At 60.3% G+C, this 20,472-nt stretch carries 17 protein-coding genes; 6 read left to right on the plus strand and 11 right to left on the minus strand.

Annotated features, from left to right (window positions below; translation table 11 throughout):
- Nucleotides 1-63: 63 nt before the first annotated feature.
- The 3 genes from glgB to MTP38_RS11990 form a co-directional block, all read right to left on the minus strand.
- Complete coding sequence (gene glgB / locus MTP38_RS11980; RefSeq protein ID WP_249233679.1) at nucleotides 64-2,286, minus strand: 1,4-alpha-glucan branching protein GlgB; 2,223 nt, start codon at nucleotides 2,284-2,286, stop codon at nucleotides 64-66.
- A 286-nt stretch (nucleotides 2,287-2,572) separates the two neighbouring features.
- On the minus strand, nucleotides 2,573-3,631 hold the full coding sequence (locus MTP38_RS11985; protein WP_249233680.1) for a 3D domain-containing protein: 1,059 nt from the start codon (nucleotides 3,629-3,631) through the stop codon (nucleotides 2,573-2,575).
- 212 nt (nucleotides 3,632-3,843) lie between these two features.
- A complete protein-coding gene (locus MTP38_RS11990; protein WP_249233681.1) occupies nucleotides 3,844-4,170 on the minus strand; it encodes a hypothetical protein in 327 nt (108 codons plus the stop codon).
- Between the two features lie 61 nt (nucleotides 4,171-4,231).
- Here MTP38_RS11990 and MTP38_RS11995 point away from each other — a divergent pair, with 61 nt between their 5' ends.
- The gene (locus tag MTP38_RS11995; protein ID WP_249233682.1) at nucleotides 4,232-5,827 is read left to right on the plus strand and encodes an Ig-like domain-containing protein; all 1,596 of its coding nucleotides are present in this window, start codon (nucleotides 4,232-4,234) and stop codon (nucleotides 5,825-5,827) included.
- A 43-nt stretch (nucleotides 5,828-5,870) separates the two neighbouring features.
- Nucleotides 5,871-6,122, plus strand: coding sequence for a phage holin (locus MTP38_RS12000; protein WP_227620182.1), 252 nt, complete (start codon nucleotides 5,871-5,873; stop codon nucleotides 6,120-6,122).
- Between the two features lie 78 nt (nucleotides 6,123-6,200).
- Here MTP38_RS12000 and MTP38_RS12005 read toward each other — a convergent pair whose 3' ends face one another.
- The 4 genes from MTP38_RS12005 to rplM form a co-directional block, all read right to left on the minus strand.
- The gene (locus MTP38_RS12005) at nucleotides 6,201-6,749 is read right to left on the minus strand and encodes a hypothetical protein (RefSeq protein ID WP_249233683.1); all 549 of its coding nucleotides are present in this window, start codon (nucleotides 6,747-6,749) and stop codon (nucleotides 6,201-6,203) included.
- Between the two features lie 306 nt (nucleotides 6,750-7,055).
- Entirely contained in the window at nucleotides 7,056-7,247 is a 192-nt protein-coding gene (locus tag MTP38_RS12010) for a hypothetical protein (RefSeq protein ID WP_227620179.1), read from the minus strand.
- A 947-nt stretch (nucleotides 7,248-8,194) separates the two neighbouring features.
- Complete coding sequence (rpsI, locus tag MTP38_RS12015; protein ID WP_227620172.1) at nucleotides 8,195-8,593, minus strand: 30S ribosomal protein S9; 399 nt, start codon at nucleotides 8,591-8,593, stop codon at nucleotides 8,195-8,197.
- A gap of 17 nt (nucleotides 8,594-8,610) precedes the next feature.
- Nucleotides 8,611-9,039, minus strand: a complete 429-nt coding sequence (gene rplM, locus MTP38_RS12020) for a 50S ribosomal protein L13 (RefSeq protein WP_227620171.1) — start codon at nucleotides 9,037-9,039, stop codon at nucleotides 8,611-8,613.
- A gap of 296 nt (nucleotides 9,040-9,335) precedes the next feature.
- Here rplM and MTP38_RS12025 point away from each other — a divergent pair, with 296 nt between their 5' ends.
- The 4 genes from MTP38_RS12025 to lepA are packed head-to-tail and all read left to right on the plus strand — an operon-like array spanning nucleotide 9,336 to nucleotide 13,701.
- Nucleotides 9,336-9,905 (plus strand): hypothetical protein, encoded by a 570-nt coding sequence (locus MTP38_RS12025; RefSeq protein ID WP_227620170.1) that lies wholly within the window; start codon nucleotides 9,336-9,338, stop codon nucleotides 9,903-9,905.
- A complete protein-coding gene (locus MTP38_RS12030; RefSeq protein ID WP_249233684.1) occupies nucleotides 9,902-10,693 on the plus strand; it encodes a tRNA 2-thiocytidine biosynthesis TtcA family protein in 792 nt (263 codons plus the stop codon). The genes MTP38_RS12025 and MTP38_RS12030 overlap by 4 nt, the downstream gene beginning before the upstream one ends.
- The gene (gene alr, locus MTP38_RS12035) at nucleotides 10,674-11,870 is read left to right on the plus strand and encodes an alanine racemase (RefSeq protein WP_249233685.1); all 1,197 of its coding nucleotides are present in this window, start codon (nucleotides 10,674-10,676) and stop codon (nucleotides 11,868-11,870) included. The genes MTP38_RS12030 and alr overlap by 20 nt, the downstream gene beginning before the upstream one ends.
- Nucleotides 11,871-11,886: 16 nt before the next feature.
- Complete coding sequence (lepA, locus tag MTP38_RS12040; protein WP_249233686.1) at nucleotides 11,887-13,701, plus strand: translation elongation factor 4; 1,815 nt, start codon at nucleotides 11,887-11,889, stop codon at nucleotides 13,699-13,701.
- 337 nt (nucleotides 13,702-14,038) lie between these two features.
- On the opposite strand, the gene MTP38_RS12050 is transcribed toward lepA, so the two are convergent.
- The 4 genes from MTP38_RS12050 to MTP38_RS12065 form a co-directional block, all read right to left on the minus strand.
- Nucleotides 14,039-15,418, minus strand: coding sequence for a hypothetical protein (locus tag MTP38_RS12050; protein ID WP_249233687.1), 1,380 nt, complete (start codon nucleotides 15,416-15,418; stop codon nucleotides 14,039-14,041).
- Nucleotides 15,419-15,448: 30 nt separating this feature from the next.
- Nucleotides 15,449-15,721, minus strand: coding sequence for a hypothetical protein (locus MTP38_RS12055; protein WP_249233688.1), 273 nt, complete (start codon nucleotides 15,719-15,721; stop codon nucleotides 15,449-15,451).
- An 80-nt stretch (nucleotides 15,722-15,801) separates the two neighbouring features.
- A complete protein-coding gene (locus MTP38_RS12060) occupies nucleotides 15,802-17,367 on the minus strand; it encodes an MFS transporter (protein WP_249233689.1) in 1,566 nt (521 codons plus the stop codon).
- Between the two features lie 99 nt (nucleotides 17,368-17,466).
- Nucleotides 17,467-20,460, minus strand: coding sequence for a glycoside hydrolase family 3 protein (locus MTP38_RS12065; protein WP_249233690.1), 2,994 nt, complete (start codon nucleotides 20,458-20,460; stop codon nucleotides 17,467-17,469).
- Nucleotides 20,461-20,472: the final 12 nt, after the last annotated feature.

The following is a 20,472-nucleotide window of genomic DNA, read 5'->3' on the forward strand; positions in this document are numbered from 1 at the left end:
CCCTTTAAACATTTCCTGATATTTGGTGGAAATGGTTCAACAATGTTGGTCGGTCCGTCTGCCTTATTTTTCGGCCTTATCCGCCTTTTTGGCGCGGGGCTTGCGGGCAGGCTTTGCCTCCTCCGCCTTCTCGGCCTTGGGCTTCCGGCCCCGCTTTGCCGGAGCCTTTTCCTCTGCCGGGGCGGCCTCGGTCTTGGGCTTGCGGCCCCGCTTGGCAGGAGCTTTCTCTTCCGCCGCCGGGGCTGCCTTGGGCTTGCGGGTGCGCTTTGCAGGGGTCTTCTCCTCTGCCTTTTCGGCCTTGGCGGTCTTTGCGGTCTTCTTGGATGCGGCCTTTTCGGTCTTGGCCTCAGCCTTGTCCTCCGCCGTCTTGCGGGTGCGCTTTGCAGGCACCTCGAAGTAGAGCACGCTCATGGGGGGCAGCGTGATGGTGATGCTCTGCTCGAAGCCGTGGAGCGGCTTCTTCTTGGTGCGGACAGCCTTGTTGTGGACGCTGCCGGAGCCGCCGAACGCCTCGTCGTCGCTGTTCAGGATCTCCTTGTAGGTGCCGGAGTTCGGTGCGCCCAGCGTATAGCCCTCGCGCAGGACGGGGTTGAAGTTGCAGACCACGAGGATCTGCTTGCCGCTGGCGTCCTTGCGCAGGAAGGCCACGACGCTCTGCCGTGAGTCGTCGGGGACGATCCACTGGAAGCCCTCCCAGCTGTAATCGATCTGCCAGAAGGCGGGATTGTCCTTGTAGAATTTATTCAGGGTCTTGACGTAGGTCTGCAGCTCGGTGTGCTTGTCGTAGCCCAGCAGCATCCAGTCCAGCGGCTTGGCCTCGTTCCACTCGGTGAACTGGCCGAACTCCTGACCCATGAACAGCAGCTTCTTGCCGGGGTGTGCCATCATGTAGCCGAAGAAGGTGCGCAGGTTTGCGAACTTGGCCTCATAATCTCCGGGCATCTTGTTGATGAGGCTCCCCTTGCCGTGGACGACCTCGTCGTGGCTGATGGGCAGCACGAAGTTCTCGCTGAAGGCATAGAAGAAGCTGAAGGTGACTTTGTTGTGGTTGCCTGCGCGGAAGAGCGGGTCGGTCTTCATGTAGCTGAGCATATCGTTCATCCAGCCCATGTTCCACTTGAAGTTGAAGCCGAGGCCGCCGTCCGAAGCAGGCTTTGTGACCATCGGCCATGCGGTGGACTCCTCCGCGATCATGTATTTGTGGGGGTGGCGGCCCAGAACCGTGTTGTTGAGCTTCTGCAGGAAGGCCACGGCCTCAAGGTTCTCCTTGCCGCCGTTCTTGTTCGGCTCCCACTCGCCCTGCTTGCGGTTGTAGTCCAGATAGAGCATGGAGGCCACGGCATCCACCCGCAGGCCGTCGATGTGGTACTGCTCCAGCCAGTAGAGGGCGCTGGAGATGAGGAAGCTCTGCACCTCGCTGCGGCCGAAGTCGAACACCATCGTGCCCCACTCCTTGTGCTCGCCGCGCTTGGGGTTCGGGTCCTCATAGCAGGCCTCGCCGTCGAAGTTGTACAGGCCGAACTGGTCTTTCGGGAAGTGGGCCGGCACCCAGTCCATGATGACGCCGATGCCCGCCTCGTGCATCTTGTCCACGAAGGCCATCAGGTCCTTCGGGGTGCCGTAGCGGCTGGTGGGGGCAAAGTAGCCTGTCACCTGATAGCCCCAGCTGCCGTCGAAGGGGTACTCCATGACGGGCAGCAGCTCGACGTGGGTGTAGCCCATCTCGGTGATGTAGGGGATCAGCTCGTCGGCCAGCTCGGAGTAGTTGTAGGGCAGGCCGCCCTCCTTCATCTTCCAGCTGCCGGCGTGCATCTCGTAAATGTTCATCGGCCCGTTGATGACGTCCGCCTTCTTCTGGGCGCTCTGCCATGCCGTATCGTGCCAGACAAAACCGTTCAGGTCATAGACCTTGCTGCCGTTCGAGGGGCGGGTCTCGGCGTGGAACGCATAGGGGTCGGCCTTGTAGACGAGGTCGCCCGAACGGGTGGTCACGCAGTATTTGTATACGTCATATTCCTTCATGCCCGGGATGAACAGCTCCCATACGGAATCGCCGTCCACCTTGCGCATCGGGTGGCTGCCCGGTTTCCAACTATTGAAATCGCCTACCACGCTGATGGCCGTCGCGTGCGGTGCCCAGACGCGGAACACCACGCCCGTCTCCCCGGCCCGCTGCTCGATGTGTGCGCCAAAATAGCGGTATGCTTCACAGTTGTTGCCCTGCTTGAACAAATACACCGGAAGATCCGATGGATTGCTGTGGGTCTTTTCCTCAGTCGGTTTCATAAACAGCTCCTCCCCGCACAGGCCGCATGGGCAGCGCTGTGCCTTTTACTCTCTTATATTAAAGAATTTCGTCGGATTTTTCAAGGGTTTTCTTGGAAAATATACCATAATCTTTTCGTTGATATTTTTCTTATATATACAACATCTCCAATTTTAGACAAGAATTATCAGCAAACATGACAGATTCCGGGCAAAAAAGAAGCATCCGCCCCGGTTTTCGCGCATTTGGCACAAAAACAGAGCGGATGCTTTTCCATTCTTTTGCTTCAGTTTTTCTCTAGGCCCATCAGCCCACGACATAGACGTTGACGTTGATGGCGCCGTTGATGACCGACTCCGCGTAGGTCTCGTAGAACAGGTCCACGAGGATGCGGCCATCCTGCACGGCGATGCCGGTGTCCGTGGCCACAGCGTAACCATAGACGAAGCTGCCGTCGGTGGAAGTGATATACAGCAGGGTGCCGTAGGGGATGACGCTGGGGTCAACGGCCACGGTGCCGTACCCCAGACCCAGACCGGAGGAGCCTTTGCCGGACTTGGAATAGTAGCCGGTGGCCTTGCCGGTGAGGACTTTGCTGTAGCTGGCGGGGGCGTTGGTGGTGCCGTCCGGGCCGGTCAGGGGCGAGACAGGCGCACCTGCGCCGTAGGTCTTGACCACATGGTCGGTCGGCTCCACGGTGGTGGTCACATCGGTGACGACGCTGTTCTCCAGCTCACCGTCCACCCAGCGCTCGCGGGTAGTGACGGTCTGCTGGCCCTCCGCGCCGTGCTGCATCGTAGTGGCGCGGCCGGTGTTGCGGAAGTAGAGGCTGGTGTAGACATATTCGGTGTCATAGGGGACGGCCTGCGTCTCCACCTTATCCTGATACTCGACACGGTGGACTTCGATCTTGCTGCCCGCCGTGACGCGCGCACTCAGCGCCGGCTCGGTGTAGTCATCCGCATCCAGCGTGATGCCGGCGCGTTCCAGCGCGTCGGCCACCGTGCCCATCACCATCCGGACGGGGTATTCCTGCCCGTCTGCCTCGATGGTGACGCTGAAGGCACGCTCGATGTTCAGGGATGCCAGACTGCCGGCGAAGGCAGTGTAGTAGACTTCGTCTCCCTCCTCGGCCTCGATGCCGGAAAGGCTCATAACGCGGGCGGGGTCGCTCTCAGAGGTGAGGACCACCTGCCGCGCACCGTGGGAGTCTGTGACGTAGGTCAGCCGCAGATTTGCGGCGGTCACGGCCAGCGTGAACAGAAGGCACACAGCCATGACGCAGAACGCCAGCACACGGGACGAGGCTGCACGGGTGCAGCCAGACAATGCTTTTTTAAATTTGACGGAAGCGATACGAGACAACTCCTCTCTTTTCAGATTTTGGAATGGACAGCGGGCCTGTATCTCAAGGCCCGCCAAACTGTGCGCAGTTACCCCGCACAGCGGGCGCCGCAAATGCGGCTTTTCACTTCACCGTGATGAATTTTATGCGCTGCAACGTGTGTTGAGCGGACGTTATTTTAGCAGACCGGAGCCGTTTTGTCAAATCGAGGGCTTCGGGTTTGATAATTGCTTCACATAGTTTTTTGTGCAATCTGTACATAGTTTTCACTCGATTTCATGAAATTCAATGGTTTCTCTCCGATTTTTTCGCAATTTTCGGCTCTTATCCGTTCATATATTTTTAACATTTCCGCCGCGCTTTCCGGGCCGTTTTTTGCAGTATCGCAGAGCATCTTTGCGGCGTCAAACCGGCCTTGACAGGCCCATTTCCGACACAAATCACGGGCTGTTTTCCCCTTATTTTCCGGCCAAAAACAGGGAGTAATTTCTCCCCGAAAATGCCGTTTGGCAAAATGCCGAACCCACCAAATTCCAAATAAAAAAGTGTACTCTCCCACGCCTTGCCGCTCTGCGCTACAATCAGGCCAGATGCAAAACCAAACGAAAGGAGTTTTCACCATGCAGATCAACATTACCGCCCGGGACTTCGGCGGCACCGAATTTCTCGCCCAGCCCCACCGGCTGCATCTGGGCGCACAGAAGGCCGAAGGCGTGGACTGGCTGGAATTTGCCCTGCCCCGGCAGTGGGCCGGGTGCATCGTCACCCTCCACATCCGCCACGCCGACGGCACACTGGCCGAGCCTTTGGAGCTGGACGAAGCGGGCCGCGTCCGGGTGGGCCGCAGCTTCACCGGCTGGGCCAGCGGCGAGTGGATGCTGGCCGCCGCCAACGGCGAGGGCTACACCGCCTACACCCGGCCCGGCCAATATGACGTCCACGACATCCTCCCCACCGAGGGCGGGGGCGAGGAGCTGACGCCCTCGGTCTACGAGCAGTTCATCGCCCGGGTGGTCGCCAGCGCCAACGCCGCCGCCGAGGCCGCCAAGCGGGCGGCCTCCGGCGAGGAGAACGCCAAGCAGAGCGCCCGCGAGGCGGCAGCCTCGGCCCAGCAGACCGCCGCCAGCGCCACGCTGGCCGCAGGCTATGCCGAACAGGCAGAGGCCGCTGCCGAGCGTGCGGCCTCCTACGCGCCCGGCGAGGGCGCTGTCCTGAGCGTCAACGGCAGGAGCGGCGCGGTCCGGCTGAACGCGCTGGACGTCTGGGCGACGCCCCGCCCCGTCCTGCCGCAGGCGGGCCAGCTGGTGCGGGTGGTGAAGGTGGATGCCGCCACCGGCGCACTGACCACCGACACCGTGAGCGCCGACCGCCTCAGTGGGCTGGGCAGCGAGGAAAAAGCCCTTCTGCTCAAGCTGCTGGACGCCGCCAACTACACCGGCAGCAGCGCACAGGACGACCTGACCGCCTTGAAAAAGCTGTGGGACACCACGCCGCCCACGCCCCTGCCTGAGCCGGACATCATCCCCGTCCAGAAGGTGGCTCTGAGCCAGCACACTCTGGAGCTGCCCCGGCTCAGCTCCGCCGACCTCAGCGTCTCCATCACGCCCCCGGACGCCACCGACCAGACGGTGCTTTGGAGCGCTTCGCCGGAGGACGTCGTCTCGGTGGAGGCAGGCCGCGTCACCGGCCTCAAGAAGGGCACCGCCGTCGTCACCGCCGTCTCTGACACCAAAAGCGACGGCTGCACCGTCACCGTGACCCCCGCCGTCTACCGCATCGAGACGGCCCACGACGCCAGCGGCAGCATCCCCGCGTGGGACGCCGCTCCCTCCCACGCCGAGTTTTCCATGCCCCTGACCGCCAAAAAGTCCGGCCTCCTGCTCCGCGCGCTGGAATTCCGCATCAAAGGCTTTGTGGCCGGAAAGATGCGGGCCATCCTGCGCCGGTACGGCTCCACCACCCCGCTGGTGGACCTCTCGCTGGAACTCATCCGAGGCTACAACGATGTCGTCCTCGACATGGGCGGTTTTCCGCTGGAAAAAGGCGTGGAGTATCAGCTGTACCTGTCCGCCGTCAACAACTTCTATCCGCCCTCGGTGGAGGCCGGGTGGGTGGAGGAGAATGGCTTCATCGACATCGCCCACGGCAGCGCCTACTACGACGGCGACGCCACCCTCATCTTCGCGGGCACTGTCGTGCTGCGGGAAGCCGACTGACAACAACACACATATCATGAAATCAGAAAGAGAGGTACTCCCTATGACTCATCACAACATCTCTGCATCCACTCTGGCCCGCACCGCTGCGCTGGCTCTGGCCCTGACCAATCAGGTCCTCAGCGCCGTGGGCAAGCCCATCCTGCCCATCGAGAGCGCCCAGCTGGAACAGCTCATTTCCAGCGGCCTCACCGTCGCCGCCGCCCTCGCCAGCTGGTGGAACAACAACAGCTTTACCCCCGAGGCCATCGAAGCCGACGACTTCATGACCCGCCTCAAGCAGCAGAAACGCTGAAAACGCAGCAGCGCCCCGGAGCGGTCGGCCCCGGGGCGCTGCCTCTTTATTGGAGAAAGTTATCGCATCCGAAAACGATCAGGTTCGGGAGCCGCTGCCCGTGCCGCTGTCCGGGAGCTTTGCAAAGACGATCATGTAGTCTTCGGCCTTTTCCTGCGTGTCGGTCAGCTTGGTATCGTTCATGACATCAAAGCCGACTTTCAGTTTGCCGCTCGTTTCGTCTTCATCATCCCATTCGACGCAGTCCCAAAGGCCACTATAAATCAAATTGGCCGGATAGCCCCATTTTGTGGAATCCTTTGCATTTTTGGGCATCTTGAGAACAACAATCATATACTCAACGTCGTTATATGTTACCTTTTTACCAGTTGGGCTAAAGTCATCAGGAAGATTCTCAACATCCCAAGCTTCTTCTCCTGCTTCTTTGAATTTAGCAAAAATGCCACTGGCCTTTTTGCTCAAGCTGTCGCTCTCAGAGACCTTGACTTGATACGAATTGCCAATCGTCTGCAATGCCTTCAGCATCGCATTCTCCTTCGCGGCGTCCCCGAGGGCACAGCCGGTCAGCATGGACAGTGCCATCACACCAGCCAGTGCGGCGGCCGCGAGCTTCCTGAACAGTTTCATGGAAAATTCCTCCTTTATCTGCGTTTTCGTCCGTTGTAGACTGCCGTTTTCGAGCAGTCTCTCTTGTCCGCATTCTACACTTTCTGACCAAACACTGTCAATATTTTTCCGCAGATTCGGAGTTGCGCACAGTTCTCCAAGATTTTCTTTGGCGTTTTAACGAAAACAGAAGCTTTTCGACTCTATTCATCGCAACTGTGAGATGCTTTACAGCACAGTACCGCCGCCTTCTTTGCCGCCAAAAAGGCGCACCCCGGAGCAAACTGCTCCGGGGTGCGCCTCTCTTATCTTTGAAGAATGAACCGCTCAGACGTTCTGCTGAACGTCCTCTGCTGCCACATAGCCCTCCTGCACGCTGATGACAGCGGCGTGGGTGTCAGCGGCCTTTGCAGATGCCTTCGGGAAAAGGCCCGTATAGATGGTCATACCTGCCATCATCAGAACAGCCAGTGCAAGACCGACCAGACGAATCATCAGACTATCAACATTCTCGTTCATAATACCTTCTCCTTTTCCTCTTTTGCGGCCCGGCAGACACCTTTCTGCCGCGGTCCCACATTCCAGTTTTCTTCGCTGCGGACCCCCTCTATCGGCCCGCAGTGAGGCATTTCCCAAGACATTCCAAAGAAAAAAGCCTAGGGCGAACACACCCCAGGCTCCATTGTCTGTCTACAGGTTATAATAGCCTCTTTTTTCGCTTTTGTCAAGAGGGGGAGAAAGGAAGTTCGATTTTTCTCTTTTGCCCCGCTTCGACAAAGTTTGCGTTCCTTTTGCTGCTGTGTTATACTGGTATCGCTGCCCTTACCTACTCTGGCAACAGGGAGGGGGTGTGCAAAATGGACTCTCTGTTCAACAGTTTCCTCGTGACTGTCGCAGCGAATGTAGTTTCGTACTACATCTGCAAGTGGCTTGACAGCCACCGCAAGGGTAAGTAAGCCCAAAAAGAACCCCCTCGGACTCACACTCCGAGGGGGTTCGCTTTTGGTGCGCAAATGAACTCTCCAGCCAGTTTCCTTTGGCTACTTTCATTATATGCCAAACAGCAAAAATGTCAAGCCATCTGGAAAAAAGTTTACTTTTACGGACATGATAGCCCTACTAAAACCGCATCTCCGGGCAGTCTTCCCCGGGTTGCGGTTCCCAGCGTCTATTTCGGCCCTTGAGCGGGCCTCATATCCTGCTGGCCGCAGCCCCAACAGCTCCTCCCTGTTTCCGCCGCTGGCGGCGGTCGTCGCTGTTGCACTTGCTGAACTGGGGTGCATCGCTGGGGCAGCCCCGCCGCCCACGCGATGCTTGAGCAACGATTTGAAACGCGCGTCTGTCTCGCCCCTTCGGGGCAACCGACAGACCTGCGCAGTCGTGCCCCCCAGTCCAGCAGGAAAAGCGTATGACAAACAAAAACGGCTCTGCTGAAGCAGAGCCGTAAAATCGCAGTACCGGTAAAATCAGCGCTTGCTGAACTGGGGTGCACGACGTGCAGCCTTCAGACCGTACTTCTTGCGCTCCTTCATACGAGGATCGCGGGTCAGGAAGCCAGCCTTCTTCAGGACAGAGCGGTTCTCATCGCTCTGCTGCAGCAGGGCGCGGCTCAGGCCGTGGCGGATAGCGCCAGCCTGACCGGAAACACCGCCGCCGGAAACGCGGACGACGACGTCATACTTGCCCTCGAGGCCCAGCAGGACCAGCGGAGAGCGGACGATCAGCTTCAGGGTCTCCAGACCGAAGTAGTTGTCGATGTCACGGTCATTGATGGTGACCTTGCCAGTGCCCTGATAAACGCGAACGCGGGCAACGGAATCCTTACGACGACCAGTGCCGTAGAAATAAGGTTTGGTTTCGTACATGTTCGATTGCCTCCTTCTTAGAACTCGATCTTCTCGGGCTTCTGAGCTGCGTGAGCGTGCTCGGCACCCTGGTAGCAGTGCAGGCGGGTCAGGGCCTTAGCACCGATGGTGTTGGAAGGGATCATGCCCTTGACAGCGTAGGTCATAGCCAGATCGCTGTTCTCAGCCATCAGCTTGCTGTACTGGACCTTCTTCAGGCCGCCAATGAACTTGCTGTGGGTGATGTGGAACTTCTGCTCGGCCTTCTTGCCGGTCAGGACAGCCTTGTCGCAGTTGATGACGACGACGTAATCGCCGCAGTCAACATTGGGGGTATAATCGACCTTCTGCTTGCCGCGCAGCAGAACAGCAGCCTCAGCAGCGACGTGGCCCAGGCTCTTGCCGGCAGCGTCGAGCAGATACCACTTGCGCTCGACTTCAGCGGGCTTGACGAGAGTAGTGCTCATATCTATTTCCTCCTGATAAGTGTTTCAACGGTTCAATGCGCCTTTTGGGGGCGCGAGTGTTAGTATACATCCCCGGGAGCCGCCTGTCAACAGCATTTTTCGATTTTTTCGGCTCAGTTTTTTGAATCTCTTGTTTTCTCTTGTTTTCTCTCGAAATCTAATGTTTTCTCGAATCGTATTTTCGGTCTGCTTTTTGCGGCACGGCGCTACAATTTTGGCGCTGAGTATGTTATACTAAAAAGGATACAGCCCCACCCCGGGGCCGACCCCTACTTTTATAAGGAGGATACCCCCTCATGCCGAAAGACATCCACCAGCGCGACAGCGCACAGCAGCGCTCTTTCCGCCTGCTGCTCGCCATGGGCATCATCGTCCTGCTGGGCGCACTGGCCTATTTTGTTCTGACCCTCGCGGTCAACCGCCGCACCCCCGCTTCTCCCGACACCCGCTATACCGCCGAAAACGGCATCTCGGTCTATTATGAGTCCGCCGTCTGGCCGGTCTGCGAGATGACCGAGGACGCCACCCTTGGCCGTGCGCTGGAGCTGGCCTCCGCCCAGAGCAGCGACGACGCCAACTATCAGGTCGTGCTGCTCCAGAGGGGCACGAAGGACTCCTACGAGGACTTCATCGGCCAGTCGGAGCGCGACCTCAAGCAGGCCTACGGCGTCATCAGCCCCCGGAAGGTCAACCTGAACATCGACGGTGCAGCCGTCACCGCCGTGCGCTGTGACATTCAGGCTTACTACGCCGTGCTGGCCACCATCGAATACGACACCGGCGATGTCATCTACGTCTCTGCGCTGACCAAGCTGGCCTCCATCAGCGACATCGTGAACCTCGTGGAGAGCGTGAGCCTGTCATGAGCGGCACGAAAGCGATGCAGCGGCTCTGCGGCCTGATGCGCAAAGCCGTCCAGCAATATGAGATGCTTTCCCCCGACGACCGCGTCCTCGTGGGCGTTTCGGGCGGCAAGGACAGCGTGGCCCTGACGGTGGGCCTTGCGCAGCTGCGGCAGTACCTCGGCTTTCCCTTTGAGGTGACAGCCGTCACCCTCGACCCCCAGTTTGGGGGCCAGCCGGTGGACTACTCCGCGCTGGAAGCCCTTTTCCGGCAGTACGGTGTGTCCTACGAGGTGCGCCGCACCCTCATCGGCCCCATCGTCTTCGACTACCGGAAGGAGAAAAATCCCTGCTCTCTCTGCGCCAATCTGCGCCGGGGCGCTCTCCATGCCGCCGCCGAAGAGCTGGGCTGCAACAAGGTGGCGCTGGGCCATCACCTCGACGACGCCATCGAGACCTTTTACATGAACCTCTGGCGGGAGGGCCGCATCGGCTGTTTTTCGCCGGTGACGGAGCTGTCCGACCGGGGCCTGACCCTCATCCGGCCGCTCCTCCTCGCCACCGAGCAGGAGGTGCGCACTGCCGTGAAGGAGTCGGGCTTCCCCATCGTGAAAAGCCGCTGCCCCGCCGACGGCGTGACCACCCGGGAGGACACAAAGGACTTCGTCCGGGAGCGCTGCCGCACCGACCGGGCTTTCCGGCAGAAGACGCTCCACGCCTTGCAGGAAAGCGGCATCGACGGCTGGCGTCCCCTGCACCCGGCCCGCACATCAAATAAGGAGGACCCTGCCCATGCAGACACCACTCTTTGAAAAACACGTCTGGGCCGAGATCGATCTGGATGCCCTGCGCCACAATTTCCGTATCGTGAAGTCCCGGGCCGGCGAGATGCCGCTGTGTGCCGTCGTCAAGGCGGACAGCTACGGCCACGGCGCAGTGGAATGCGCCAAGGTCTTCGCCGAGGAAGGGGCCGCATGGTTGGCCGTGAGCTGTCTGGCCGAGGCCCGTCAGCTCCGTCAGGCCGGGCTGCGCCTGCCCATCCTCATTCTGGGCCATGTGGAGCCGGGCTGCGCAGCGGTCCTGATGGAGCAGAACATCACCGCCGCCTGCTACTCCCTGTCGCAGGCCAAGGCCCTCAGCGAGGCAGCCTCCGCCGCAGGCGGGACGGTGGATGTCCACCTCAAGGCCGACACCGGCATGGGCCGCATCGGCTTTGCGCTCCGCACCGACTTTGACGCCGCGCTGGCCGGGATGCTGGAAGTCTGCCGCCTGCCCGGTCTCCGGGTCACGGGCCTGTTCCAGCACTTTGCCGTTGCCGACGACGACACCGCCGACAGCATCGCCTACACCAGCGGGCAGCACGCCCTCTTCGTCCGGGCCTGTCAGGGCCTCGCCGAGGCCGGGTCCGAACCTGCCATCGTCCACTGCGACAACTCCGCCGGGGTGATGCTCCACCCCGACTGGCCCGCCGGTCTGCCCCGCACCCGCTGCATGGCCCGTCCCGGCATCATCCTCTACGGCTTCGACCCCAGCGACGAGGTGCGCTTCGGCGTTTTCCGCCCGGTGATGAAGCTGAAGACCATCGTCAGCATGGTAAAGGAAATGCAGCCCGGCCAGTCGGCCAGCTACGGACGCCGCTTCACCGCCGAAAAGCCCACCAAGGTCGCCACCCTCTGCGCCGGGTACGCCGACGGCTACCCCCGCCTGCTGAGCTGCGGCAAGGGCATCGTGGAGATCAAGGGCAGACCCTGCCCGGTGCTGGGCCGGGTCTGCATGGACCAGCTGATGGTGGACGTTTCCGCCCTGCCCGACGTGCGGGAGGGGGATGAGGCCATCCTCTGGGGCGGCACGGTAAGCGACAGCGCCGAGACCATCGCCCGCAAGACCGATACCATTTCTTACGAGGTGCTCTGCGGCGTTTCCCGCCGGGTGCCCCGCGTTTATCTGGAAAACGGCGGCGTCAAGGCCGTCGAAGACTGGATCCTATAAATTTCGGAGGAACTACATGGCAAGAGACAACATCCGCAACTTCTGCATCATCGCGCACATCGACCACGGCAAATCCACCCTGTCCGACCGCATCCTCGAGCTGACCAAGAGCGTAGACGAGCGGACGATGGAGGACCAGATCCTCGACAACATGGACATTGAGCGGGAACGCGGCATCACCATCAAGGCCCGCGCCGTCACCATGAACTACACCGCCAAGGACGGCAAGGTGTACGAGTTCAACCTCATCGACACCCCGGGCCATGTGGACTTCGCCTACGAGGTCAGCCGCAGCCTCGCCGCCTGTGAAGGTGCCATCCTCGTGGTGGACGCCACGCAGGGCGTGGAGGCCCAGACCCTCGCCAACACCTATATGGCGCTGGAGCACGACCTCGAGCTGGTGCCCATCCTGAACAAGATCGACCTGCCCTCGGCCCATCCAGACGAGGTGGCGCAGGAGGTGGAGGATGTCATCGGCCTGCCCTGCCTCGACGCCCCCCGCGTCTCGGCCAAGACCGGTCTGAACATCGATCAGGTGCTGGAGCGGGTGGTCAGCAGCGACATCCCCGCCCCCACCGGCGACCCCGACGCCCCCCTCAAGGCCCTCATCTTCGACAGCATCTATGACAGCTACAAGGGCGTCATCGTCTATATCCGCGTCTTTGAGGGCACGGTGAAGCCCGGCGACACCATCCGTCTGATGGCCACCGGCGCACAGTTCACGCTGGTGGAGGTGGGCCACATGGGTGCCACCAGCCTGACCCCCTGCGCCCAGCTGCAGGCCGGCGAGGTCGGCTACCTGACCGCCAGCATCAAGACTGTGCAGGACACCCGCGTGGGCGACACCGTCACGCTGGCCGACAACCCCACCGCCGAGGCCCTGCCCGGCTACCGTCAGGTCAAGCCGATGGTCTTCTGCGGCATCTACCCCGCCGACGGCGCAAAGTACCCCGACCTGAAGGACGCGCTGGAAAAGCTGCAGCTCAACGACGCCTCCCTGACCTTCGAGCTGGAGACCAGCGCCGCGCTGGGCTTCGGCTTCCGCTGCGGCTTCCTCGGTCTGCTCCACATGGAAATCATCACCGAGCGTCTTGAGCGGGAATTTGACCTCGACCTCATCACCACCACCCCCAGCGTCCGCTACCGTCTGACCCTCACCGACGGCACAGTGGAGCTGATCGACAACCCCTCCAGCTACCCCGACCCCTCCAACATCGTCAAGCAGGAGGAGCCGTTCGTGGACGTCCACCTCTACACCCCCAACGAATATGTGGGCAGCCTGATGGACCTGTGCCAGAACAAGCGCGGCGTCCTCATCGACATGAAGTATCTGGACGACGTCCGCGTGGACCTGCACTACGCCCTGCCGCTGGGCGAGATCGTCTACGACTTCTTCGACGCCATCAAGAGCCGGAGCCGCGGCTACGCCAGCTACGATTACGAGTTCAAGGAGTACCGCGAGAGCGATCTGGTCAAGCTGGACTTCCTGCTCAACGGCGACCCTGTGGATGCCCTGTCCATGATCGTCTTCCGGGACAACGCCTACGCCAAGGGACGCCGCATCTGCGAGAAGCTGCGGGACAACATCCCCCGCAACCTCTTCGAGATCCCCGTTCAGGCAGCCATCGGCGGCAAGATCATCGCCCGCGAGACGGTCAAGGCCATGCGCAAGGACGTGCTGGCCAAGTGCTACGGCGGCGACATCTCCCGCAAAAAGAAGCTGCTGGAAAAGCAGAAGGAAGGCAAGAAGAAGATGCGCCAGCTCGGCTCTGTCTCCCTGCCCAGCGAGGCTTTCACCGCAGTCCTCAAGCTCGACAGCGACGACGATTGATCCGCACACCCTTCCCCTCCCATCCGGAGGGGATTTTTTTGACGGCTTGGCTAAGATTCTTATCCCCGAGTATTGACCTTTGCATCAAAATTGTGTAAAATATACATAACATTGAAACAAATTGTCATTTTCTGTCACTTGTAGTCAAATATTTCCACTTTGTATTCCTAGAATCATACATGAAACAAGAAAGAGTTGATGCAACTATGCGGATCGCTATGGTAGGGCACAAGCGGGTGCCCTCACGGGAAGGAGGGATCGAGGTCGTTGTAGAGGAGCTGGCCGCGCGGATGGTGATGCACGGCCACAGCGTCACCTGCTACAACCGCACCGGCCATCACGTCAGCGGAAAAGAATACGACATCGAGCACCTCGACGAATACCGTGGCATCCGGCTCAAGCGGGTGCCCACCATCGACCGCAAGGGCCTTGCGGCGGTAGACTGTTCCAGCTCCGTGACCTTGGTGTTGTTGGTGGCGATGCTCTTCTGGGCCTCCACCGCCGAGCTGAGCAGATCGTTGGCCTGCAGGGCCAGATCGTCGATGCCGATCTTGGTGCGGGACATATAGAACGCACCGTCGTTGTCATAGGTGGGGATGAGCACCGAGGAGACCATCTTGTTGTTGTAGTTGTCCAGAATGGTCATGTAGATCGCGCTCTTCTGGGAGTCGCTCATCTCGTCCCACCGCAGGGTGCGGTTCAGCTCGTTGAGGTCGTCGATGCAGCGGAAATTGTTCTTGGCCACGCCTTTTTCCCAGATGTAGCTCTGGTATTCCCGGAGGGTATAGCCCTGCAGGTTCTGTACCTGCTTCTTGATGGCACTGTAGCTCTGGCCGCTGGCGGAGAGATAGGAGCCATCCTGATCGTTGCGCACCGTGAGGTAGTTGTTGACCCGGTCGATCATCATGCTGAAGTAGGAGCCGATCTCCTCGTAGTCCATGTCGCTGTAGTCATCGTCGATGTCCAGCGAGGTGGCGTTGACCCGGTAATCTGCGGTGAACCGCTTGAGGTATACCCGACATATCTCGTCGAGGAAGTCCTGCACCGTGATCTTCCCCCAGAGCGTCCACGGCAGCTTGACCGAGAGATAATAGGACGAGCTGATGTAATAATCGTCCTCCTTGGTCACGATCCGGCTGGTGGTGGGGCTGATGGAGATGCAGTCCGCGAGGTCGGCGGTCGTCAGGTCGTCCTGCAGGCCGGTGGCCTGTAAGATGGCCTCGAGATACTCCTGCGTCAGGAACTCCGACTCGCTGAAGCGTGCGCCGTTGGGCGTCTTGCCGGTGACACTCTCCTCATAGTTCAGGGACATGGTGGTGCTGGCCCCAAAGCTCTTGACGGTGGTAAGTACGAACATGAACCCCAGCGTGCACACCACGCCCACGGCAAAGAGCCAGCGCACCTTCTGCACGAAGACCTCGAACAGAAGGCGGAAGGAGAGAAGGCTGTTGAGGAAGTCGTGAACGGACGAAAAGGCCGGTCTCCTCTTCAGGCGGTGCTTCCAATGTCTGCGGAAGCGTCCTCGCTTTTCCCGGGGAGCTTCTGTCTCCTCGGCTTCGCTGTCTTCTTCCGGCTCGCCGCCCTCTTCGACGATGTTCAGCTCTGCCCAAGCGGCGCTCTCCTGCTCAGGCGGACGCGCCGACCCAGAGCCGCGCCCCTGTCTCTCTTCCGGGCCGACTTTTCTCTCATGCTTCGGTTTTCTTCCCGCAGATCTCATTCGCAGTTTTCCTTTTCACTCTCTTTATGGTCACGCCCTGCTGACAGGTGCGTATAATTCAACTATTATATAATACCGCAATCCGTTCTTAATTACAACTACTCCGGAATTTTTCACCTCCGTTCTGCCGCATTTCAGGGCATTTGCGGGGCCGCCGACTGTCTTATCGCTGAGCTTCATGACGCCGTCGATCAGGACATCGCCGCCGCAGTTGGAGAAGAAGGTGCCGAGAACGAGGAAGCAGCCGTCGGGAGCGCCGGGCAGCGGCAGCAGACCCCCGAAAAAGAGTCCTGAAGCGCGCAAAAAGCACCGGCTTTCTCACGAAAACCGGTGCTTTTTCTCATGGTTCTATTCTACGCCCGCGCAGGCAGAGGAAGAGCGCCTCAGCTGCGGTACTCGGCGGGCAGCTGGTCCATGCTCTGCCACTTGGCTATGGCCTCGTCCAGCTTCATGCCCTTGGCCACCGCGTCGCGGCGGCAGGCGTTGACGGCCTGGATCTCCTTCATCTTCTCGCCGGTCAGGGTGTAGCCCTTCATGGCGATGAGGGTGGCGGCCCAAGCCACCATCGGGATGATGCAGAACAGCACGATGACCACCCAGTTCATGCCGGGGGTGTAGGGGTCGTACTGAGTGGGCAGGCTTTCGAGGCCGATGAAGCTCACCGCGATGCCCACGACGGTAGCGGACAGGCTGGACACCAGCTTGTCCACGAGGCTGAACAGGGTGCCCATGATGCCGGGGATGTAGTTGCCGCTGCGGTAGGTCTCATAGTCCGAGCAGTCGGCGACCATCGGGATGGGCATATCGGCGGTGGCGTAGTATGCGCCGTAGCCGATGCCGAAAAAGGCGATGAAGAGGATGGTGTACAGGTTGATGGACAGGCCGTTCTCTCCCATGATGGACAGGGTGAAGGCGTCGCTGCGGCCCCAGAGCAGCAGCAGGACCAGCACGCCGATGTAGCAGATAAATGCCACGCTGACGTACTTCATCAGGCTGGCCTTCTGGCCCTCCTTCTGGCTGGTGCGGACGGTGAGCAGGAAGAAGGGCACGCTGAAGACATAGCCCAGCACCATCATGGGCAGGTAGAGGCCGTCGTAGTTGCCCATCATGCAGCCGTACAGCATACAGAGGACGGTGGTGTTGGTGGCGATGGAGAGGGCCAGCTTGCAGCCGGCACCCGCCACCATCAGGCGCTGCATGGGGTTGTTGTTCTTGATGATCTGAACGTACTCGTGCAGCTTGACCTTTTCGCTGGCCTCGCCGCCGATGCCGAAGTACTTGGGCTGGTCCTTCTCCCAGATGCCGATGATGGCCAGAATGGTGAGCAGGATAGAGATGACGATGCCCACAGGGGCCAGTGTGCGGAAGAAGCCTGCGGAGGCGTAGCCGCCCTCATAGTTCTTGGCGAGGATGGGGGCGAAGAACTGCATCGCGCCCATGCCCAGCAGGCTGCCCACGGTGTTGAAGATGGTAAAGAGGGGGCGCTGCTTGGGGTCGTTGGTCAGGACGGTCTGGCCGGAGCGGGTGCAGCTGGTCTGGAAGGTATAGCCGATGACCCAGACCGCATACAGGGCCACAAAGGCGGCATAGCGCAGGCCCATCGAGCTGGCGGGGATGAGGGGGGTCAGACAGTACAGCACGAGGATGCTGGCTGCCATGATGAGGTTGCCGATGACCATGAAGGGCCGGAACTTGCCAAATCTGCCGTTGGTGCGGTCCATCAATGCGCCGATGATGGGGTCGGTAATGGCGTCGAACAGGCGCATTCCCGTGACCATGACCGAAGCGAAGATCATGGACAGGGCCAGCACCTTACTGCCAAAGGTGGCGATGTAGGAAAGCACCAGCACATAGTACACGTTCGTCGCGCCGTTGTTCAGCGGGAACAGCACCAGCTGGTAGGTCTTGGCGCGGTTCAGGCCCGACGCCTTTGCGGTTTGTTCACCCATTTGCGGTGTCTCCTTTTTTACAGAAAACGGCAGCCTGCCCGCCGATTTTGGGGGACAGGCTGCCGTTGGTCTTAACAGTTGCGGAACTCTGTGGGGGAATTACTTCTGGTCCGCTGCGGGAGCGGTATCGACCATACCCTTCTTGGCCTTGGACAGCTGCCATGCGCACAGGATGGTCAGGACGGCCATCACTGCGATGAGCGCATAGATGGCAGTCTGCCACCACGGGGTGACGGTCTTCAGGGTATCGGTGGAAGACCAGCCGTTCATGGCGTTGGAGTTGACCACGGTGTAGAGGATGTGGTGCATCGCATTGCGCATCTGAGTGACGATGTAGGCATCGTTCTCATAGTTTGCAGCCTTGGTGGTGTGGATCTTGGGCATCGGGCTGTCCCAGATGTCGGAGCCGGCGATCAGGCCGTCCACCAGATCCATGTACTGGCTGGAGCCGGAGAAGTCGGTGATGCACATGCCGCGCATCCCCAGCTCGCCGCGCAGGTAGCCGGTCAGCAGGTTGGCGTTCGCGCCGCACCAAGTAGCGCCCCAGCGGTTGAAGCCGGTCATGACGCTCCAAGCCTCGCCGTCGGTGATGGCCTTGTCGGCGACTTCCAGATAGATCTCGCGGGCAGTCTGCTCGTTGAGCCAGGTGTTGACGCCGCGGCGGCTGGTCTCGGAGTCGTTCAGGGCCACGTGCTTCAGGTAGACATAGACGCCCTTGGACTGGATGCCCTGCACCTCAGCAGCGCAGATGGTGCCGGCCACGAACGGATCCTCGGAGTAGTACTCGAAGTTACGGCCGGAGTAAGCGGTGCGGTGCATATTGATGCCGGGGCCATACAGGCCGGAGTAGCCCATTGCAAGGCAGTCCTCGCCGATGCAGCGGCCGACCTCATTGATGAGGTCCGTGTTGAAGGTTGCGGCCATGACGTCCTCGGAGGTGTAGCACATTGCGGATGCACCGCCGGTCAGGGCAGCGGTCAGACCCTGCGGGCCGTTCTCGTCCTTGGTGGCCGTCTTGCCGATGGAGGCAGCAGCTGCGGTGTTGTGGAAGCCGAGGGTGATGGTCTGGACCATCTCGCTGTAGGTCAGCTGGTCGAGCAGGGTATCCCACTCGGGATCGTCGAAGCTCTTGCCGATCATGGAAGCGAGGGTCAGGCCGTTCTTTGCGCCCAGAGTGGGCATCTCGACGCTGTTGGCCTCAGAGCCGTCGTACTGGGTGAAAGCGAGGCTTGCAGCCAGATGCTCGTTGGCGGTCAGCTGTGCAGGAGCGGTGGGGAAGGTGCCGGTCCAGTCAGAGCGGCTCATCCAAGTGACACTGCCGGGAGCGTCGCTGCTCTTGTTGGGGTCGGACTCGTCAAACAGGTTGGTGATGGCAGTGCCGTTTGCGCTGGTGGCGAAGGTGGTGGTGTCGAGGGTGTCGTTGGTCCACTTCCAGACCAGAGACTCGTCGCCGTTCTCGGTCATGCGGCCGTTGGTGTTCTCGACGGTGTAGCCCTTGGCAGCCAGAATGTTGTTGACTGCGTTGTGGGAGTCGGTGGCAGCAGTGAAGTAGTAGTCACCGGCGTCCACGATGTAGGTCTTGGCGTTGTTTGCGTCGTAGGTGCGCAGCTCGCTCTTCGGGACAGTGATGGTCACGTCTTCCGAAGCGCCGGGAGCCAGCACATCGGTCTTTGCAAAGCCGCACAGCTCTGCAGCGGCCTTCTCGATGCCGTTGGCCTTGTCGTAAGCGGTGTAGGGAGACTGGAAGTAGATCTGGACGGTCTCCTTGCCGGAGAAGGTCTTGCCGGCGTTGGTGACCTTCAGGGTGACGGTGAAGGCATCGTCAGACTCGGTCACATTGAAGTTGGAGTATGCGAAGGTGGTGTAGCTGTCGCCGTAGCCGAAGGGGTAAGCAACAGTGGTCGCCCAGTTGTAGTCGCCGGCCTTGGCGGTGCCCATGACGACGTCCTCGTAACGGGTCTCGAAGTAGCGGTAGCCCAGATAGATGCCTTCCTGATAGACGCTGTACATACCCTGCACGTCAGCACCCTCGGTCAGCAGGTTGTACTCTGCTGCGTTGGGGTAGGCCTGAGTGTAGAAGTTGTACATGGCGGGGTTGGCCATGTTGTCGTACAGGTAGGTATCGACCAGAGAGCCGGAGGGGGTGACAGCGCCGGAGAGCAGCTGGCCCACACCGTTGATGCCGGTCTGGCCCACGTCACCGATCCACATTGCAGCGTCGATGCCGTAGTCCTCACCGCAGATCGCGGGGTTGAGGAAGTCCAGCTCGATGGCGTTGGAGCTGTTGATCAGGACGATGATGTTCTTAAAGGTGCCGTTGTCTTTCAGAGCCTTCAGGTTCTGGAGCAGCTCGATCTCCTCAGCAGACAGGGCGAGGTAGTTGCCGTCGCCCTCCTGACCGGAGATCCAGCTGTCGTTGGTGCCGTTGGCGCCGCTGGGGAGGTCTGCGCCCTCGCCGCCGGAGCGGGAGAGGACCACGATGGCAGCGTCGCCGTACTCGGCAAAGCTGCTCTCAGCGCTGGACAGAGCGCTCCAGGGAGCCTCGTTGACCGCATACTGGGTGTTGGCTTCCAGCGTATCGGAGATGGAAGCAGGGGTCATGCGGCTGTACTTGCTCATCATGCTGTCGGACTTGTACAGGTCCCACAGGGTCTGGTTGATGGTGATGCCCTGAGCCTCCAGAGCGTCCTTCAGGCTGGGGGCCTTGCTGGTATCGACCGAGCCGGAACCGGTGCCGCCGTACATCAGGTCCACGGAACCGTGGCCGAACAGGCTGACCTTAGCGCCGCTTGCCAGAGGCAGGGCGTTGTTCTCGTTCTTCAGCAGGGCAGCGCCCTCGGCCTCGACCGTCGCGCACAGTTCGGCCTCGTAAGCCTCGCGCTCCTCATCGGAAGCAAAGCCCTTCTTGAAGTATTCGGTATCTCCGGTGGTTTCGCCCTTGATGATCTTGTAGGTAGATGCATTCAGGGCGACGTTGAGGGTGGTGGCGTACTGGTTTGCGATGATGTTGCCCACGATGGCAGCGACGGTCAGGATGGCCGTCAGACCGGTGAGAACAGACCACAGCCGTACTTTCGGTTTGGTGTTTTTCACGGATTCTCCTCC

Origin of the sequence: Faecalibacterium sp. I3-3-89 (genome assembly GCF_023347275.1) — a bacterium.
Taxonomy (GTDB): domain Bacteria; phylum Bacillota; class Clostridia; order Oscillospirales; family Ruminococcaceae; genus Faecalibacterium; species Faecalibacterium butyricigenerans.

What these genes read in the sequence shown, in the direction of transcription:
- glgB (WP_249233679.1), bottom strand. Translation starts at nt 2,286, where the DNA reads ATGAAACCGACTGAGGAAAAGACCCACAGCAATCCATCGGATCTTCCG.
- MTP38_RS12025 (WP_227620170.1), top strand. Translation starts at nt 9,336, where the DNA reads ATGCCGAAAGACATCCACCAGCGCGACAGCGCACAGCAGCGCTCTTTC.
- MTP38_RS12010 (WP_227620179.1), bottom strand. Translation starts at nt 7,247, where the DNA reads ATGAACGAGAATGTTGATAGTCTGATGATTCGTCTGGTCGGTCTTGCA.
- MTP38_RS12050 (WP_249233687.1), bottom strand. Translation starts at nt 15,418, where the DNA reads ATGAGATCTGCGGGAAGAAAACCGAAGCATGAGAGAAAAGTCGGCCCG.
- lepA (WP_249233686.1), top strand. Translation starts at nt 11,887, where the DNA reads ATGGCAAGAGACAACATCCGCAACTTCTGCATCATCGCGCACATCGAC.
- rpsI (WP_227620172.1), bottom strand. Translation starts at nt 8,593, where the DNA reads ATGTACGAAACCAAACCTTATTTCTACGGCACTGGTCGTCGTAAGGAT.
- MTP38_RS12060 (WP_249233689.1), bottom strand. Translation starts at nt 17,367, where the DNA reads ATGGGTGAACAAACCGCAAAGGCGTCGGGCCTGAACCGCGCCAAGACC.
- rplM (WP_227620171.1), bottom strand. Translation starts at nt 9,039, where the DNA reads ATGAGCACTACTCTCGTCAAGCCCGCTGAAGTCGAGCGCAAGTGGTAT.
- MTP38_RS12030 (WP_249233684.1), top strand. Translation starts at nt 9,902, where the DNA reads ATGAGCGGCACGAAAGCGATGCAGCGGCTCTGCGGCCTGATGCGCAAA.
- MTP38_RS12005 (WP_249233683.1), bottom strand. Translation starts at nt 6,749, where the DNA reads ATGAAACTGTTCAGGAAGCTCGCGGCCGCCGCACTGGCTGGTGTGATG.
- alr (WP_249233685.1), top strand. Translation starts at nt 10,674, where the DNA reads ATGCAGACACCACTCTTTGAAAAACACGTCTGGGCCGAGATCGATCTG.
- MTP38_RS12000 (WP_227620182.1), top strand. Translation starts at nt 5,871, where the DNA reads ATGACTCATCACAACATCTCTGCATCCACTCTGGCCCGCACCGCTGCG.
- MTP38_RS11995 (WP_249233682.1), top strand. Translation starts at nt 4,232, where the DNA reads ATGCAGATCAACATTACCGCCCGGGACTTCGGCGGCACCGAATTTCTC.